The following is a 13,374-nucleotide window of genomic DNA, read 5'->3' as shown; positions in this document are numbered from 1 at the left end:
AGTCGACGGTTGCTAACTATCTCTAAATGATAGAGGTCAAGCGGTGAAATGTGATTGCGAAAAAATCTCCTTACCAGCCGTGTCTTGGAACATAATTTGAGTCAAACGGGAAAGGGAGACCGAATATGAACGCGATCTCGCTCGACGCCACCGATTGCCGTATCTTGACGGTGCTTCAGCAGGAAGGACGAATCAGCAATCTCGACCTGGCGGAGCGCATCTCGCTCTCGCCATCGGCCTGTCTGCGACGCCTGCGTCTGCTGGAAGAGCAGGGCGTCATCGAACACTACCGAGCGTGCCTGAACCGCGAAGTTTTGGGGTTCGAGCTCGAAGCGTTCGTGCAGGTATCGATGCGCAACGACCAGCAGAACTGGCACGAGAGTTTTGCCGAAGCGTTGCGCGACTGGCCCGAAGTGGTCGGCGCTTTCGTCGTGACCGGCGAAACCCACTATCTGCTGCGCGTGCTCGCGCACAACCTCAAACACTATTCGGACTTCGTGCTCAATCGCCTGTACAAGGCGCCGGGCGTGATGGACATTCGCTCGAACATCGTGCTCGAAACGCTGAAGGAAGATTCGGGCGTGCCGGTGTCGCTCGTGAAGAAGAACAGCGGGCACGGAGCCACGCATAGCGACCGTTGAGGATGATGAGGGCGGGGGCGCGCCGTTTTCGACGCGTCCGACCGACAGGCGCTACAGACGCCAGGGAAGTGCCGCGCCGCTCAAAGCGGCTTCAGGCCGTGGAACTGCGCGTTCTGGAACACGAGCGGCAGCATGTCCGCGGCATTTTCATGCACACCGCAGCGCTCCACTTCGCCGACGAAAATCACGTGGTCGCCTTCCTCGTAGCGGCTGCGGTTATGGCATTCGAACCACGCGAGTGCGCCGTCGAGCACCGGCATGCCGGTGTCGCCCGCCGCGTGCGACACGCCCTCAAAGCGGTCGCCCTTCACGGTCGCGAAGCGCTTGCACAGATCGAGCTGTGTCGAGGCCAACACATTGATCACGTAGTGACTGTTGGCGCGGAACACCGGCATCGATGCGGAGCGCGTCGCGAGACTCCACAACACGAGCGGCGGAGAGAGCGACACCGAGTTGAACGAACTGGCCGTGATGCCGATCAGTTGGCCGGACGCGGCGCGCGTCGTGATCACGGTGACGCCGGTCGCGAACTGGCTGAGCGCCTGTTTGAACGCGGACGGGTCGAAGTTGGGTGGGCTCGCGCGCTTCATCGGGGCGAGGCCCCCGTCGCTCGCCGTGTGAAAGAACGACTGCAGCGCGAATCAAGGCGCGAATTGAAGCGTATACCCGCGCGGCGGGAAGCGGATGTTTCGAAAGTCATGGTGAAAATCGTTGATTTCTGCCAATTTTAACTGCAATCGCCGCGCGCGCCGCACGACGATGCGTGCGGCGCGTGGCAGCCGGCCGGTTGCATCGACGATCTCCTCGAAAGGCTGCACGCGAAAATTTACCGATCGTGCTGGATCGAGGTGCGGGCGTGGCGCTTGCGTGGGTTAGGCACGGTTATTCACCCGTCGCGTGCCGGCGTTTCTATACTCGATATCTGCACGGCCGAATTTGCGGTCATTGCGCGACGGGTGCCTGACTCATGCCTGACTGCGCCTTTCGGAACGCGCTTTCGGCCATATATTCGGATGCGGTGGCAGATACGGCGGCGCTGCGCAGGCCGGCTGCCGATCATTGTGTGAATCTGATCCAGGGGTGAAGCTTATGAACGAGACGGCAACGCTCGGCGGTGGATGTTTCTGGTGCCTCGAAGCGGTGTATCTGGGCGTCGAGGGCGTCAATGCGGTGGAGTCGGGTTATGCGGGCGGTCACACGCGCCATCCGAGCTACGAGCAGGTCTGCGACGGCGACACCGGCCACGCGGAAGTGGTCAAGGTCGACTTCGATCCGGCTAAGATCAGCTATCGTGAGATTCTCGACATCTTATTCGCGATCCACGATCCGACCCAGCTGAACCGGCAGGGCAACGACGTCGGCACGCAATACCGCTCGGTGATCTTCACGCATTCCGACGCGCAACACGAAACCGCGCTGCAGGCGATTCGCGAGATCGGCGAACAGCGCATTTACGACGGCAAGCTCGTGACCGAGGTGCTGCCGCTCGGCGACAACTACTGGCCCGCCGAGGCTTATCACCAGAACTATTTCGCGCAGCATCCGAATCAGGGCTACTGCTCGTTCGTGGTAGCGCCGAAAGTCGCGAAATTCCGCCAGAAGTTCGCGCATCGGATCAAGGCGGGTTAACGGCGCAGCGCGAGGTTTGGAGTCGGCAACGGGCGGATGCGTAAGACCGTCCGCTGCTGTTCGTCACTGCGGTTCCTGTGCTCGCGATGGCGCCTCGTCGCCGTTATCGCCGTGTCCCTGCGTGACACGCACGCAGGCTTCGACGATTTCTTCGGCCAGTTTCACGCAGCTGAGCGGCGCCGATCCCTCCGCCTTGTTGTTGACCGCGATCACGACCGGCTGACCAGCGAGCGCGTAGCGCGCGGCCAGCGCGGCGAGCGACGCGCGCGTCGCCGGATCTTCGTCGACGAGCCGGTTGAACGGCTCGTACTTCGCCTTCGCCTGTTCGTATCTGAAACCGCCGTGCAGGCTCCAGCGCACGATCAGCGGACCGGCCGGCTCGCCATCGAGCAGCGCGAGCGCCGCGGCCTGGCGCAGCGGATCGGGCATCCGCGCGTGAATGCCGACGCAGTAGCGCACGCCAGCTGTCTTCAGCATGCGGATGAAGCGCGGCGTGAGCAGGCTCGCGTCGCGAATCTCGACCGCGTAGCAACTGCCGTCGGGCAGCCCGGGCAGCGCGTCGAAAAACTCTCCCAGACGCTCGATGAATACGGCCGGCTGCGCAAGCATTTGATCCGGCAGCGGCGAAAACTGGAACACCAGCGCGCCGGCCTTTGCGCCGAGGCCTTCGAGGCAGGGCGTGACGAAATCGTCGATCGCCATCTGCGCGTTCAGGAAGCACGGGTTCAGCGACACCGGCTCGCCGCGCTCGGCGCGCACGGTGGCATCGGTGATCGTCATCGGCGCCTTGACGATGAAGCGGAAGTGCTCGGGCACCTGCTGCGCGTAGCGCAGGTATTCGGTGACCGTCAACGCCTGGTAGAACGAGCGGTCGATGCTGACCGTCTTCAGCAGCGGATGTGCGCCGTACGCATTCAAGCCCTCGCGCGACAGTTTGCTGTTGCTGTAGTCGTCGCCGTAGACGATGCCTGTCCAACCCGGGAACGACCATGTCGACGTGCCGAGGTGGATCTGCGGCGGCAATTGCGCCGCGAGCGCGAGCAGTTCCGGCGACGGCGGTGCAGCGAGCACGTCGCGGCTGCGGCGCTTTTTCGGGGCGTCGGCGGAGACCAGGGCGCAGTCTGGTTCAGGAGCGGGGCTGTCGGGCGGGGTGTCGTCTTCGAACAACGACGCGGGGGGATTGGATATTGCGGTCTTCGGCGTGCGCTTGTGCTCTGGCTGCGCGGCAGCGCTTGCGGCCGAATCGGCTTCACGTGCGGACATGGCCGGCGCTTCTGCCGCGGCCTCCACCGGCATCCCGAACAGATCGAACTGCTGCGTGGCCTGATGCACCGCATCGTCCGCGCTGCCGTCCTTGCCGTTCAACGGCTCTTCAACGTCACTCGTCCTGCTCTGGTCCATCAATGTCCGGCCTGCTGTTCATCAGAATTGCGCCGCGGCGCGCGCTTCATGCACGCCGCCGCGGCGCGACCGGTCACAAACCGGGTCACAGCCGGGTCACAGCGGTTTTTCGTACATGTAGCGGCGCGACCACGGCAGGGTTTTCGCGCTGCGGCCGGCTTTGCGGCACACCACCTGGAAAATCGACACGTCGTCGTTTTCGAACGCATACGCGCAGCCGGCCAGATACACGCGCCAGATGCGGAATTTTTCGTCGTCGACGAGCTTGCGCGCCTGGTCCGCGCGGGCTTCGAAATTTTCCGCCCAGATATCGAGCGTGTGCGCATAGTGACGGCGCAGGCTTTCGACGTCAACCGCTTCGAGCCCACCGCGCTGCATCGCTTCGAGCGCGAGGCTGATGTGCGGCAGCTCGCCGTCCGGGAACACGAAGCGATCGATGAACTCGCCGCCACCGAGCGCGGTTTCGCCGCTATCGGCGTCGCTCGACGTGATGCCGTGGTTCATCGCGATGCCGTCGTCGGCGAGCAGATCGTGCATCTTGTGGAAATAGCCGGGCAGGTTCTTGCGGCCGACGTGCTCGAACATGCCGACGCTCGTGATGCGATCGAACTGTCCCTGCACGTCGCGATAATCCTGCAGGCGGATTTCGATCTGGTTTTCGAGGCCCGCCGCTTTCACGCGCGCGGTGGCGAGGTCGAACTGGTTCTGCGACAGCGTGACACCGACGCACTTCGCGCCGAACTTCTGCGCGGCGCGCAGCACGAGCGCGCCCCAGCCGCAGCCGATGTCGAGCAGACGCTGCCCGGGCTGCAACTGGATTTTGGTCAGAATGTGATCGATTTTCTTCAGCTGCGCGGTCGCGAGGTCTTCGGTGCCGGTCTCGAAGTACGCGCACGAGTAGACCATGTTCTCGTCGAGCCACAACTTGTAGAACTCGTTCGACACGTCGTAGTGATACTGGATCGCTTTCTTATCCGACGTCTTCGAGTGATTGAAGTAGCGCCGCACGCGCGCGAGCTTGCCAGCGCTCGTCACGGTGCTGCGCGCGAGCTGATAGCCGATATTGATGATGTCCGACAGCTTGCCCTCGATGTCGATCTTGCCTTTGACATAGGCTTCGCCAAGATTGTCGAGGCTCGGTTCGAGCAAATAGGGCAGCGCGGTTGCGCTCTTCACGTGTAGCGTGACCCGGGGCGCGGCGAACTGCCCGAAGTCGTGTTGCTGACCGTCCCACAGCACGAGGCGTGCGGGCAGGTTAGCTGTGGTTTTGACATCTTCAACCCACTGCGCCAGCTTTTTCTCCCAGAACATGTGATCTCTCCGTGTTCGTTGATTTAAAGCAAAGCTATGTGGATCGCGACATGGCGCGGCGCATTCCGCGGGCCGCGCAACGCAATCCCGCCGGCGCGCGCCGCTACGTTGGCGCCGCCGCCGGCCTCATTCGTCCGGTCATCGACCGGTCAGGGCGACAGACGTGCGATCAGCCAGTTGGCGCTTTCTTCCGCGCGCGTGAAAAGCAGCCGATCGTGCAGCCGAGACGGCCGCCCCTGCCAGAATTCGATCGCGTCGGGCACCAGACGGTAGCCACCCCAGTGCGGCGGACGCGGAGGATTTTCGCCGTATTGCAGGCTGATTTCGCGTTCGCGTACTTCAAGCTGCGAACGGCTTTCAATCACCTGACTCTGATTCGATGCCCATGCGCCGATCCGCGAGCCGAGCGGACGAGACGCGAAATACGCGTCACTGTCTGCCTCGCTCGTTTTGACGACGCGACCCTCGATGCGCACCTGGCGTTCGAGTTCGATCCAGTGAAACAGCAGGCTCGCGTAGGGGTTCGCGCTCAGTTCGCGGCCCTTGCGGCTTTCATAGTTGGTGAAGAACACGAAACCACGCTCGTCGACGCCCTTGATGAGCACGATGCGTGCCGAAGGCCGGCCGCGCGCGTCGACCGTGGCCAGCGTCATTGCATTCGGCTCGGGCAGCTTGGCGTCGATGGCCTGCTGGAACCACGTGTCGAATTGACGGAACGGATCGTGGTTGACGTCGGCAACGTCCAGTGAGCCCAGCGAGTAGTTTTTTCGAAGCTCGGCGAGTGAGATCATGTTCTTATGCGAACGCTACAGTGGGCCAAGTATAGCTAAGGCGTCAGGTTTTTGCGCGTGAGCGGAGCAACGTATGGCGCGGCGCATGTTGCGCCAGCGCAAGCCTGCAACGCTGCGTCGCTGCTCGTGGTCCTGCGCGGCTGTTTGCACGTGTTCAGGCAAAATACGGGCTGCGCGCCCCATTTGCCAAAGCAATTTGCCAAGGCGATTTGCCAAAGCGCCACCGCCTGCTTTGTTCCGCCTGTGTTTTCGAGCCCTGCCATCATGTCCAGCACCGCCGCGCAATCCGATCTTACTACCAGCCTCGACGCGAACGAAACCGCCGACCGCGCGCGCCGTTTCGGCGGCATCGCCCGTCTGTATGGCGCGCCCGCGCTCGCCGCATTCGAGGGTGCGCACGTCGCGGTGATCGGCATCGGCGGGGTGGGGTCGTGGGTCGCGGAGGCGCTTGCGCGCAGCGCGCTCGGCACGCTGACGCTGATCGATCTCGACAACGTCGCGGAAAGCAACACGAACCGGCAGATTCACGCGCTCGACGGCAACTATGGAAAACCGAAGGTCGAAGCGATGGCCGAACGCATCGCGGCAATCAATCCGTACTGCGAGGTGCGGCTGATCGAGGACTTCGTCGAGCCGGACAATTTCGCGGCCACGCTCGGCGGCGGCTTCGACTATGTGATCGACGCGATCGACAGCGTGCGCACGAAGACCGCGCTGATCGCATGGTGCGTCGAGCGCAAGCAGCCGCTGATCACGGTCGGCGGCGCGGGCGGTCAGCTCGACCCGACGCGGATCCGCATCGACGATCTCGCGCTGACGATCCAGGACCCGCTGCTGTCGAAGGTGCGCGGGCAGTTGCGCAAGCAGCATGACTTTCCGCGCGGGCCGAAGGCGAAGTTCAAGGTGAGCGCCGTGTATTCCGACGAGCCGTTGATCTATCCGGAAGCGGCCGTCTGCGATATCGATGAAGAAGCCGAGCACGTGAGCACGTCGCCGGGACATACTGGGCCGGTCGGCTTGAACTGCGCGGGGTTTGGCTCCAGCGTGTGCGTAACCGCGAGCTTTGGTTTTGCGGCCGCGGCGTTTGTGTTGCGGGCGCTGGCGAAGAAGGCGACGGTTTAGGTGGCAACCCGGGCGGCGGTTTCAACCGCTCTGACCCAGGCTGCCATCGGGCAAAACATCACAATCGATCAATACAACGACGCGCTCAGCCTGCGCCGCCACTGCGACACCAGCTCCGGCTGATGCGCGGCCAGATCGAACACGGACAACATCGTCTTGCGGCCGATATCGTCGCGGAACGTGCGGTCGCGTTGCACGATCGCGAGCAGATGTTCGAGCGCCTGCGCGTATTTGCGTCGCGCGATAAACGCATTCGCGAGATCGAAGCGTGCTTCGAGATCGTCGGGGTTGCCGGCGACACGCGCCTCGAGCGCATCGGTGGGCGGCAGGTCCGCGGCGGCGTCCACCGCGTCGAGCCGCGTCTTGATCGCGTTGAAACGCGCGTCGATGCCTTGCGTGGTTTTCGGCGACAGCAGATCGACTTCGTTGCGCGCCTCATCGGCGCGGTTGTCTTCGAGCAGTAACTCGATGCGGTCCATACGCGCGTCGTCGAAGCCCGGGTCGTAAGCGAGTGCCGCTTGCAGCAGGTCGTAGGCGTCGTCGCGCCGGCCTTCGGCGAGCGCGGTCTGCGCTTCGATGCGCGCGGCCGGCGCCCCTTGCGGCACGAGCCGGTCGAGGAACTCGCGCAGCTGTCCTTCCGTCAGCACGCCGACGAACTGATCGACGGCCTGGCCGTCGGCGAACGCGATCACGTGCGGAATGCTGCGCACCTGGAAGTGCGCGGCCAGTTCGTGGTTCTCGTCCACGTTGACCTTCACGAGCTTCCATTTGCCGGCGGCTTCGGCTTCGAGCTTTTCGAGCATCGGGCCGAGACTCTTGCAGGGGCCGCACCACGGCGCCCAGAAATCGACCAGCACGGGGGCCAGCATCGACGCCTTGATGACGTCCTGTTCGAAAGTGGCCAGAGTGGTGTCCATTGCGTCCTCGTCGATAGAAACGGTTTGTGAACAGGCACTAGGTGGGGCCGAATCGCGCGAATTCAATGCGGTGATTCGCGCGCGGGCCCGACGCCGTCACTTGCGCTGCGGCAGCGGAATCCATTCGGTTTCGCCGGGCACGTGGCCCATTTCCTGATTGGTCCACGCGAGCTTCGCGGCTTCGATCTTCTCGCGCGAGCTCGCGACGAAATTCCATTCGATGAAGCGCTCGCCGTCGAGCTTCTCGCCGCCGAGCAGCATCACGCGCGCGCCGTGCGTGCTCGCGAGCGTGACGGTTTCGTCGAGCGCGAGCACGGCCATCTCGGCCGCTTCGAGCGGCGTGCCGTCGATTTCCAGATCGCCTTCCACCAGATACACGCCGCGCTCCTCGTGCTCCGGTTCGAGCGCGAACGCGCTGCCCGGCGTGAAGTCGGCGGCGACGTACAGCGTGCCCGAAAACGTCGCGACCGGCGACACCGCGCCGAATGCGGTGCCCGCGATCACGCGCAGCGTCACGCCGTTGCGCTCGACGACCGGCAAGGTCGCCGCCGCATGATGCGTGAACGACGGCTCGGCGTCTTCATCGGCGAGCGGCAGTGCGACCCAGGTCTGGATGCCATGAACCGTCTGGCCGCGCGCGCGGTCTTCCGGCGGCGTTCGCTCCGAATGGACGATGCCGCGCCCGGCCGTCATCCAGTTGACGTCGCCGGGGACGATCTTCTGCTCGGAGCCGAGGCTGTCGCGATGCATGATCGCGCCGTCGAACAGATAGGTGACGGTCGCGAGGCCGATATGCGGATGCGGGCGCACGTCGAGGCCGCTGCCGGGTTCGAGGGTCGCGGGGCCCATGTGGTCGAAGAAAATGAACGGGCCGACGAGGCGCGCCGCCATCGCAGGCAGCACGCGCCGCACGGTCAGATTGCCGATGTCGCGTAAGTGCGGTTTGAGGACCGCTTTGATCGAGGAAGTCATGGGCAGGCTCGACGGGAAAGTGGAAGGAGAAGGCTGGAATGATCGATTCTACTGCGCGTCGCGCGCTGCCGACGGCAACGGCGCACGCTCGCCACGAGCGGGCGCAACGAAGCGAATTTGCGGCCTCCGTTACACTGCCAGATTGCACCGTTTCATTGGAGAGCCGGATGTCGCCCAGGGACTTGCTGCTCGCGCTGATCGTCGTGCTTGCGTGGGGCGTCAATTTCGTCGTGATCAAGGTCGGCCTGCATGGCGTGCCGCCGATGCTGCTCGGCGCGCTGCGCTTTACGCTCGCCGCGGTGCCGGCGGTGTTTTTCGTCAAGCGGCCGCAGATGCCGTGGCGGTGGCTGTTCGCCTACGGCGCGACGATCTCGTTCGGGCAATTCGCGTTCCTGTTCTCGGCGATGTACGTCGGCATGCCGGCGGGGCTCGCATCGCTGGTGCTTCAGGCGCAGGCGTTTTTCACGCTGATCTTCGCGGCGCTGTTTCTGCACGAGCGCTTCCGTTTGCCGAACGTCGCGGGTCTGCTGATCGCCGCGTGCATGTGGGCACTCGGCAACATCGTTACGAAGAAGGTCGGCAAGGTCGATCTGGTCGGACTCGTCGTGTGGGGGAGCCTGATTCCGCCGCTGCCGTTTTTCGCGGCGTCGTTCGTGTTCGAAGGGCCGCGCGAGATCGCCGCCGCGTTGACCGGTATCAGCGCGCTGTCGATCTTCGCGATCGTCTATCTGGCGTTTATCGCGACGCTGGTCGGCTATGGCTTGTGGAGCCGTCTGCTGTCGCGCTATCCGGCGAGCCAGGTCGCGCCGTTCTCGCTGCTGGTGCCAATCGTCGGACTCGCGTCGGCGTCGCTGCTGCTCGGCGAGCAACTGTCTGCGATGCAGGTGGCGGGCGCGTTGCTCGTGATGGCGGGGCTCGCGGTCAACGTGTTCGGCGGCTGGGTCGTGCGGCGCTTGATGCCGGCACGCTGAGCAACCGTTGCGCCACGGGTTGCGAGCGTGAATCACAAAACGGCCGGAGGGCCGTTTTGTGATTGGCTCGTGCGTGCCGACATCACGTCATGCGGCCCTTTGCGAGCGGCGGATTCGCCGCGAAATAGCGCTTGATGCCGGTCAGGATCGCGTTGGCCATCCTTTCGCGATACGCGTCGTCGTTCAGGCGGCGCTCTTCGTCCGGATTGCTGATGAACGCGGTCTCGACGAGGATCGACGGAATGTCCGGCGCCTTCAGCACCGCGAAGCCGGCCTGCTCGACCGAGCCCTTGTGCAGCTTGTTGATGTCGCCGATCTCTTTGAGCACGAAGTTGCCGTAGCGCATCGAGTCGCGAATCTGCGCGGTGGTCGACATGTCGAACAGTGCGCGATTCACGGTGGCGTCGGCGGACTTGATGTTGATGCCGCCGATCAGATCCGACGAGTTCTCCTTGTTCGCCATCCAGCGCGCGGCCGCGCTCGAAGCGCCGTGCTCCGACAGCGCGAACACCGACGAGCCCTTCGCCTCGGGCGTCGTGAACGCGTCCGCGTGGATCGACACGAACAGGTCCGCGCCGACGCGGCGCGCTTTCTGCACGCGCACGTTCAGCGGCACGAAGAAGTCGGCGTCGCGCGTCATCATCGCGCGCATGTTCGGCTGCGCGTCGATCTTCGCGCGCAGCTTCTTCGCGATGTCGAGCGCGACGTGCTTCTCGTAGGTGCCTGCGCCGCCGATCGCGCCCGGGTCCTCGCCGCCATGACCCGGATCGATTGCGACGGTGAGCAGTCGCACGGTGTTGCCGCGGCTCGACTTCGGTGTGGTGAATGCGTAGGTGTCGCCGCTGTCGCCGAGGTTGTCGTTGTTGCTGTCGAGACCGCGTGCGGCGCTGTTGCTGTTGCCGTTGGCGTTGCCACCCTTGTTGCGCGCGAGTGCGGCAGGCGGCGCGGAGGGCGCGGCCGGCGCCGCCTGCCTGCCGGCAATGACCGGCGCGGACGGCGCCGTCGTGCCATGCGTGGGCGGATGCGGTACGCCCGCGGCGCCATTGCCGGCGCCACCGTTCTGCGCGTAGTGCTCGAAGAACGCTTCGCTGTTGTCGACGGGCGGCGCAGTGCCGGGGCCGGCAAGCGTCGCGGGCGGCGCGCTGTTTTCTTCGTTGAGCGCCTGCTGCTTGCGCTCGGTCTGCGCGAGCAGATCCATCAGCGGATCGGGCGCGACAGCGGGATACAGGTCGAACACGAGCCGGTACTTGTACGCGCCGACCGGCGGCAGCGCGAACACCTGCGGCTTCACCGAGCCCTTCAGGTCGAACACCATGCGCACGACGTGCGGCTGATACTGCCCGACCCGCACCGACGAAATCTGCGGATCGTTCGGCGTGATCTTCGACACCAGTTCCTTGAGTGCCTGATCGAGATCGAGGCCGTTCAGATCGACGACGAGCCGGTCCGGTCCCTGCAACAACTGCTGCGTGTTCTGCAGCGGCTGATCGGATTCGATCGTCACGCGCGTGTAGTCGCGCGCGGGCCACACGCGCACGCCGAGCACCGAGCTCGCAAACGCGAGACGCGGAGCGACGAGGCCGAGCACCAGCGTCGACGCACCCGCGCGCAGGATCTGCCGGCGCCGCCAGTTATGCGTTGCGCCCGCCGCCGATTCGATCGAATGGAATGGTTTGATTAACATCTTTCGAGACATGCCTTTCCTGATTCGCTATAAGCGCGTGCGACGAGTACGCGTGCGTCCGCGTTTGCTTCTGTGTTGCCGACGAGCCCGAGCGAGAAGACGAGATCCGGCACGCCGAGCAGCGGTCCCGCGCGTTGCGGCCATTCGACGAGGCAGACCGCGCCGCTGTCGAAATATTCGCGAAAGCCCGCGTCGGCCCATTCGGCCGGATCGGTGAATCTGTACAGATCGAAGTGATAGAGCGCGAGTTCCCCGGCGGGCCGCTCGAGCACATACGGTTCGACGAGCGTGTAGGTCGGACTGCGCACGCGGCCGGTGTGGCCGAGGCCGCGCAAGGTCGCGCGCACGAGCGTGGTTTTGCCGGCGCCGAGATCGCCGACGAGTTGGACTTGCAAGCCGTGGAACGCGAGGCTGCTGACAGCGCCAGGCTGGGCTGGCTGTGCCTGATGCGAGGCCGCGCGCACGCTTTCGATCGCCTGTGCGAAGCGCGCGCCGAACGCCTGCGTGGCGGCTTCGTCCGCGAGCGCGAAAGAGCGTTCGAGCAGCACGGGAGCGGACGGTAGGAGCGCGTGATCGGGATTGACAGGCATTCTCGTAAAATGGCGTGATGAACCGAAGTCCGAAGTCCCCTGTTTTCTGCACGCCCGCATCGGCCGATGATGCCGCGCGAGCTTCTGGTGCAACGTCCCGTTTCGACGAGGCGGCGCTTAGTGCGCTCGCGCTCGACATCAAGACGTGGGGCCGTGAACTCGGTTTCGGGGCGATCGGCATTAGCGATACCGATCTGTCGGCCGCCGAAGCGCCGCTTGCAGCGTGGCTCGAAGCGGGTTGCCACGGCGAGATGGATTATATGGCCAAACACGGCATGAAACGCGCGCGGCCGGCCGAGCTTGTGGCCGGCACGCGACGCGTGGTCACCGCGCGCATCGCCTATTTGCCTGCGCAGACGCTGGAAGCAGAGGCGGCTGAAGGGGCGCATGAAGGGGGCCATGAAAGCGCGCCTGAAAGCGTGTCGCAAGACGTAACGCAACCCGCCTCACGCGCGACACCCCGCGCGCGCGACTGGCGCGCGGCCGAGCACGCGCGGCTCGCGGACCCGTCGACGGCGGTCGTGTCGATCTACGCGCGCGGCCGCGACTATCACAAGGTGATGCGTCAGCGCCTGCAACAACTGGCCGACCGGATCGAAGCGGCGATCGGGCCGTTCGGCCATCGCGTGTTCACCGATTCGGCGCCGGTGCTCGAAGTCGAGCTCGCGCAGAAGGCCGGCATCGGCTGGCGCGGCAAGCACACATTGCTGCTGCAGCGCGACGCCGGCTCGCTGTTTTTCCTCGGCGAGATCTATGTCGACGTGCCGCTGCCGACCGACGCCGAAACCTCGCCCGAGGCCGCGCCCGAAACGCCGGGCTCGCATTGCGGCAGCTGCGCGCGCTGCATCGGCGCCTGTCCGACCGGTGCGATCGTCGCGCCGTACAAGGTCGACGCGCGGCGTTGCATCTCGTATCTGACGATCGAGCTGAAGGGCAGTATTCCGCTCGACCTGCGGCCGCTGATCGGCAATCGGGTGTACGGCTGTGACGATTGCCAGCTCGTGTGTCCCTGGAACAAGTTCGCGCAGGCCGCACCGGTCGCCGATTTCGACGTGCGGCACGGGCTCGATCGCGCGTCGCTGGTCGAACTGTTCGCGTGGAGCGCCGAGGAATTCGATACGCGCATGCAGGGCAGCGCGATTCGCCGCATCGGCTACGAGAGCTGGCTGCGCAATCTCGCGGTCGGCATGGGTAACGCGTTGCGTGCCGCGCCCGGAAGTCTCGACCTCGATGCCCGTGGCGCGATCGTGCTGGCTTTGAGGCAGCGAGCCGACGATCCGTCTGCGGTCGTGCGCGAGCATGTGGAGTGGGCGCTCGAAGCGGCGTAAAGTCGTGGCAATTCGGT

At 64.7% G+C, this 13,374-nt stretch carries 14 protein-coding genes; 5 read left to right on the top strand and 9 right to left on the bottom strand.

The window, feature by feature from the left end; all coding sequences use genetic code 11:
• Positions 1-125: 125 nt before the first annotated feature.
• Positions 126-641, top strand: coding sequence for an Lrp/AsnC family transcriptional regulator (locus HDG39_RS13665; RefSeq protein WP_018421651.1), 516 nt, complete (start codon positions 126-128; stop codon positions 639-641).
• A gap of 80 nt (positions 642-721) precedes the next feature.
• On the opposite strand, the gene HDG39_RS13660 is transcribed toward HDG39_RS13665, so the two are convergent.
• Positions 722-1,231 (bottom strand): flavin reductase family protein, encoded by a 510-nt coding sequence (locus HDG39_RS13660; RefSeq protein WP_018421650.1) that lies wholly within the window; start codon positions 1,229-1,231, stop codon positions 722-724.
• 51 nt (positions 1,232-1,282) lie between these two features.
• On the bottom strand, positions 1,283-1,459 hold the full coding sequence (locus HDG39_RS13655; protein WP_184006418.1) for a hypothetical protein: 177 nt from the start codon (positions 1,457-1,459) through the stop codon (positions 1,283-1,285).
• A 271-nt stretch (positions 1,460-1,730) separates the two neighbouring features.
• Here HDG39_RS13655 and msrA point away from each other — a divergent pair, with 271 nt between their 5' ends.
• Positions 1,731-2,270: a peptide-methionine (S)-S-oxide reductase MsrA gene (msrA, locus tag HDG39_RS13650; protein ID WP_184006417.1), complete on the top strand. Its 540-nt coding sequence runs from the start codon at positions 1,731-1,733 to the stop codon at positions 2,268-2,270.
• 63 nt (positions 2,271-2,333) lie between these two features.
• Here msrA and HDG39_RS13645 read toward each other — a convergent pair whose 3' ends face one another.
• The 3 genes from HDG39_RS13645 to pdxH form a co-directional block, all read right to left on the bottom strand.
• Positions 2,334-3,671: a DUF72 domain-containing protein gene (locus tag HDG39_RS13645; RefSeq protein ID WP_184006416.1), complete on the bottom strand. Its 1,338-nt coding sequence runs from the start codon at positions 3,669-3,671 to the stop codon at positions 2,334-2,336.
• A gap of 96 nt (positions 3,672-3,767) precedes the next feature.
• Complete coding sequence (locus HDG39_RS13640; protein WP_184006415.1) at positions 3,768-4,982, bottom strand: class I SAM-dependent methyltransferase; 1,215 nt, start codon at positions 4,980-4,982, stop codon at positions 3,768-3,770.
• 149 nt (positions 4,983-5,131) lie between these two features.
• On the bottom strand, positions 5,132-5,773 hold the full coding sequence (gene pdxH, locus HDG39_RS13635) for a pyridoxamine 5'-phosphate oxidase (protein ID WP_018421646.1): 642 nt from the start codon (positions 5,771-5,773) through the stop codon (positions 5,132-5,134).
• Between the two features lie 264 nt (positions 5,774-6,037).
• Between pdxH and tcdA the strand changes: the two genes are divergently transcribed.
• Entirely contained in the window at positions 6,038-6,895 is an 858-nt protein-coding gene (gene tcdA, locus HDG39_RS13630) for a tRNA cyclic N6-threonylcarbamoyladenosine(37) synthase TcdA (protein ID WP_184006414.1), read from the top strand.
• A gap of 68 nt (positions 6,896-6,963) precedes the next feature.
• On the opposite strand, the gene trxA is transcribed toward tcdA, so the two are convergent.
• Together trxA and HDG39_RS13620 are read right to left on the bottom strand one after the other, a co-directional pair.
• On the bottom strand, positions 6,964-7,812 hold the full coding sequence (gene trxA, locus HDG39_RS13625) for a thioredoxin (protein WP_184006413.1): 849 nt from the start codon (positions 7,810-7,812) through the stop codon (positions 6,964-6,966).
• 96 nt (positions 7,813-7,908) lie between these two features.
• The gene (locus HDG39_RS13620) at positions 7,909-8,784 is read right to left on the bottom strand and encodes a pirin family protein (protein WP_184006412.1); all 876 of its coding nucleotides are present in this window, start codon (positions 8,782-8,784) and stop codon (positions 7,909-7,911) included.
• Between the two features lie 167 nt (positions 8,785-8,951).
• Between HDG39_RS13620 and HDG39_RS13615 the strand changes: the two genes are divergently transcribed.
• Positions 8,952-9,755, top strand: a complete 804-nt coding sequence (locus tag HDG39_RS13615) for an EamA family transporter (protein ID WP_184006411.1) — start codon at positions 8,952-8,954, stop codon at positions 9,753-9,755.
• A gap of 82 nt (positions 9,756-9,837) precedes the next feature.
• Here the strand turns inward: HDG39_RS13615 and HDG39_RS13610 are convergent, their stop codons facing one another.
• Positions 9,838-11,451, bottom strand: coding sequence for an N-acetylmuramoyl-L-alanine amidase (locus HDG39_RS13610; RefSeq protein WP_184006410.1), 1,614 nt, complete (start codon positions 11,449-11,451; stop codon positions 9,838-9,840).
• Positions 11,433-12,029 carry a tRNA (adenosine(37)-N6)-threonylcarbamoyltransferase complex ATPase subunit type 1 TsaE gene (tsaE, locus tag HDG39_RS13605; protein ID WP_184006409.1) on the bottom strand — a complete coding sequence of 199 codons (597 nt, stop codon included), beginning with the start codon at positions 12,027-12,029 and terminating at the stop codon, positions 11,433-11,435. Before tsaE ends, HDG39_RS13610 begins: the two co-directional genes overlap by 19 nt.
• 17 nt (positions 12,030-12,046) lie before the next feature.
• On the opposite strand from tsaE, the gene queG reads away from it, so the two are divergent.
• Entirely contained in the window at positions 12,047-13,357 is a 1,311-nt protein-coding gene (queG, locus tag HDG39_RS13600; RefSeq protein ID WP_184006408.1) for a tRNA epoxyqueuosine(34) reductase QueG, read from the top strand.
• Positions 13,358-13,374 lie beyond the last annotated feature (17 nt).

The sequence above is a fragment of the Paraburkholderia lebeckiae genome (assembly GCF_014201005.1).
In the GTDB taxonomy this organism is placed as follows: domain Bacteria; phylum Pseudomonadota; class Gammaproteobacteria; order Burkholderiales; family Burkholderiaceae; genus Paraburkholderia; species Paraburkholderia tuberum.
Note: the sequence above shows the minus strand (reverse complement) of the source record. Positions and strands in the feature narration are given on the sequence as shown.

What these genes read in the sequence shown, in the direction of transcription:
- HDG39_RS13665 (WP_018421651.1), top strand. Translation starts at nt 126, where the DNA reads ATGAACGCGATCTCGCTCGACGCCACCGATTGCCGTATCTTGACGGTG.
- HDG39_RS13660 (WP_018421650.1), bottom strand. Translation starts at nt 1,231, where the DNA reads ATGAAGCGCGCGAGCCCACCCAACTTCGACCCGTCCGCGTTCAAACAG.
- msrA (WP_184006417.1), top strand. Translation starts at nt 1,731, where the DNA reads ATGAACGAGACGGCAACGCTCGGCGGTGGATGTTTCTGGTGCCTCGAA.
- HDG39_RS13645 (WP_184006416.1), bottom strand. Translation starts at nt 3,671, where the DNA reads ATGGACCAGAGCAGGACGAGTGACGTTGAAGAGCCGTTGAACGGCAAG.
- HDG39_RS13640 (WP_184006415.1), bottom strand. Translation starts at nt 4,982, where the DNA reads ATGTTCTGGGAGAAAAAGCTGGCGCAGTGGGTTGAAGATGTCAAAACC.
- pdxH (WP_018421646.1), bottom strand. Translation starts at nt 5,773, where the DNA reads ATGATCTCACTCGCCGAGCTTCGAAAAAACTACTCGCTGGGCTCACTG.
- tcdA (WP_184006414.1), top strand. Translation starts at nt 6,038, where the DNA reads ATGTCCAGCACCGCCGCGCAATCCGATCTTACTACCAGCCTCGACGCG.
- trxA (WP_184006413.1), bottom strand. Translation starts at nt 7,812, where the DNA reads ATGGACACCACTCTGGCCACTTTCGAACAGGACGTCATCAAGGCGTCG.
- HDG39_RS13620 (WP_184006412.1), bottom strand. Translation starts at nt 8,784, where the DNA reads ATGACTTCCTCGATCAAAGCGGTCCTCAAACCGCACTTACGCGACATC.
- HDG39_RS13615 (WP_184006411.1), top strand. Translation starts at nt 8,952, where the DNA reads ATGTCGCCCAGGGACTTGCTGCTCGCGCTGATCGTCGTGCTTGCGTGG.
- HDG39_RS13610 (WP_184006410.1), bottom strand. Translation starts at nt 11,451, where the DNA reads ATGTCTCGAAAGATGTTAATCAAACCATTCCATTCGATCGAATCGGCG.
- tsaE (WP_184006409.1), bottom strand. Translation starts at nt 12,029, where the DNA reads ATGCCTGTCAATCCCGATCACGCGCTCCTACCGTCCGCTCCCGTGCTG.
- queG (WP_184006408.1), top strand. Translation starts at nt 12,047, where the DNA reads ATGAACCGAAGTCCGAAGTCCCCTGTTTTCTGCACGCCCGCATCGGCC.